Genomic DNA, 2369 nt, shown 5'->3' with positions numbered 1-2369 from the left:
GAAGACCGCCACAGAGCGATCAAGTCCACAGGCGGCTCGCTGGACAACCCGGTCGTCGGCGCGGGACTGGTTCTCCTCGCGGGCCTGGGCGTCTCGGCTGCTCTGGCCGTGAGCGCGGGAATCGCCGGCGGCGCCTTCGAACTCCCGCAGATCCCGGGCCTGCCCTTCTGACCCGAGTGGCAGCTCCCATCGCTCCCCGGGCGCGCCGGGGTCACCCCAGGATGTCGCGCCGCACCACGTTCTGGTCCCGGCCCGGGCCCACGCCGATGTACGACATGTGACAGCCGGCCAACTCCTCGAGCCGCAGGACATAGTCGCGGGCCTCGGGTGGCAGGTCGCCGAACTCGCGCGCCCCGGTGATGTCCTCTTCCCAGCCGGGCATGGTCTCGTAGATCGGCTGGGCGTGGTGGAAGTCGGTCTGCGTCATGGGCATCTCGTCGTGACGGACGCCGTCCACGTCGTAGGCCACGCAGATCGGGATCTCGCCGATGCCGGTGAGCACGTCGAGCTTGGTGAGGAAGTAGTCGGTGAAGCCGTTGACGCGCGCGGCGTACCGGGCGATCACGGCGTCGTACCACCCACAGCGGCGGGTGCGGCCGGTGTTGACGCCCACCTCACCGCCGGTGACCTGCAGGTACTCGCCCCACTTGTCGAACAGCTCGGTGGGGAACGGCCCGGCGCCCACGCGGGTGGTGTACGCCTTGACGATGCCCAGCGAGTGGGTGATCTTGGTGGGCCCGATCCCGGAGCCGACGCACGCGCCGCCGGCGGTGGGGTTGGACGAGGTGACGAACGGGTAGGTGCCGTGGTCCACGTCGAGCATGGTGGCCTGGCCGCCCTCCATGAGGACGGACTGGCCGCGGTCGAGGGCCTCGTTGAGCATCAGCGTGGTGTCGCAGACCATAGGCCGCAGGCGGTCGGCGTAGGACAGGAAGTACTCGACCATCTCCTCGACCTCGACCGCGCGGCGGTTGTAGATCTTCACGAGGATCTGGTTCTTGAGGTGCAGCGCGCCCTCGATCTTCTGTCGCAGGATCGACTCGTCGAACACGTCCTGCACGCGGATGCCCACGCGGGAGACCTTGTCGGCGTAGGTGGGGCCGATGCCGCGCCCGGTGGTGCCGATGGCCTTCTTGCCGAGGAACCGTTCGGTGACCTTGTCGAGCGCCTGGTGGTACGGCGCGACGAGGTGGGCGTCGGCGGAGATCCGCAGGCGGGAGGTGTCGGCGCCGCGGGCCTGCAGCCCCTCGATCTCGTCGAACAGCGCCTCGAGGTTCACCACCACGCCGTTGCCGATCACGGGTACTGCGGTGGGCGAGAGGATGCCGGCGGGCAGGAGCTTGAGTTCGTACTTCTCGCCGCCCACGACCACGGTGTGGCCGGCGTTGTTGCCACCGTTGGGCTTGACCACGTAGTCCACGCGGCCGCCCAGGATGTCGGTGGCCTTGCCCTTGCCCTCGTCGCCCCACTGGGCGCCGATCAGAACGATCGCTGGCATGGTTCGCTTTCACCTCGAAAAGAGTCGTCTACACGGTGAGGGACGGACACCTTCTCGTGATTCCGCGCACACCAGCACTCCAGATTAGTCTTCTGACCGCTCTCACCCTAGTCGCCGACCCCCCGCGCCCTGTGCAGTCTCACGGGCGTTCCGGGCAGGAGCTGCGAGATCCGGTCGGCGCTGTGGGAGGTGAGGACGCCGATCACGGGGTAGCCGCCGGTGACGGGGTGGTCGGGGCCGAACACGACGGGGCGGCCGTCGGCGGGGATCTGGACGGCGCCGCGCACCATGCCCTCGCTGGGGATCTCGCCCTTGGACAGGCGCGGTACGGGCCGGGCGGGGTCGATGCGCACGCCCACCCGGTCGGCGTGGCCGCTGACGTGGCCGGTCGCCGCGAGGACGTCCCACGCCTCGGGTGGGAAGAGGTCGTCGCGCGGGCCCGGGATGACATCGAGGTCGACGGGTTGGCGGGCGTCGGTGCCGCCGACGGCCGCCTGCCATCCGTCCGCCCACGGGCCCACGACCGCGTCGCCGACGTCGAGGACGTCCCCGACGGTGACGGGCGGCGGGCCGAGCCCGGACAGGGTGTCACGGGATCGGCTGCCCAGCACCGGCGGCACGTCGATCCCCCCGCGCACGCCCACGTAGCTGCGCACCCCGGCGACGGGCCGGCCGATCTCCAGCGTGGACCCGGTGTCGAGGCGGAGGACGTCGCCGGTGGCGGCGGTGCGTCGGGATCCGTCGGGGGTGACGACGACGACCAGGGCGTCCGCCCCCGTGACCGCCACGATCGCGGGGGCGTCCGTGAGGACGCTGAGCCCGCCGAGCAGCACCTCGAGCACCGCGGCGGCGGGGTCGGTGCCGACGGCCC

General features: G+C 71.1%; 2 protein-coding genes. Both read right to left on the bottom strand.

Translation table 11 applies throughout. The features are described 5' to 3' along the window. Window positions 1-211 precede the first annotated feature (211 nt). The gene (locus tag HMPREF3086_RS16355) at window positions 212-1498 is read right to left on the bottom strand and encodes an adenylosuccinate synthase (protein WP_061229977.1); all 1287 of its coding nucleotides are present in this window, start codon (window positions 1496-1498) and stop codon (window positions 212-214) included. 107 nt (window positions 1499-1605) lie between these two features. Next, the coding region (locus HMPREF3086_RS16350; protein WP_070722965.1) for a 5-oxoprolinase subunit C family protein at window positions 1606-2369 on the bottom strand (764 nt) is incomplete at its 5' end.

Source organism: Dietzia sp. HMSC21D01 (assembly GCF_001815995.1).
GTDB lineage: Bacteria > Actinomycetota > Actinomycetes > Mycobacteriales > Mycobacteriaceae > Dietzia > Dietzia cinnamea.
The sequence above is the reverse complement of the archived record's forward strand: the minus strand, read 5'-3'. Positions and strand labels throughout refer to the sequence as shown.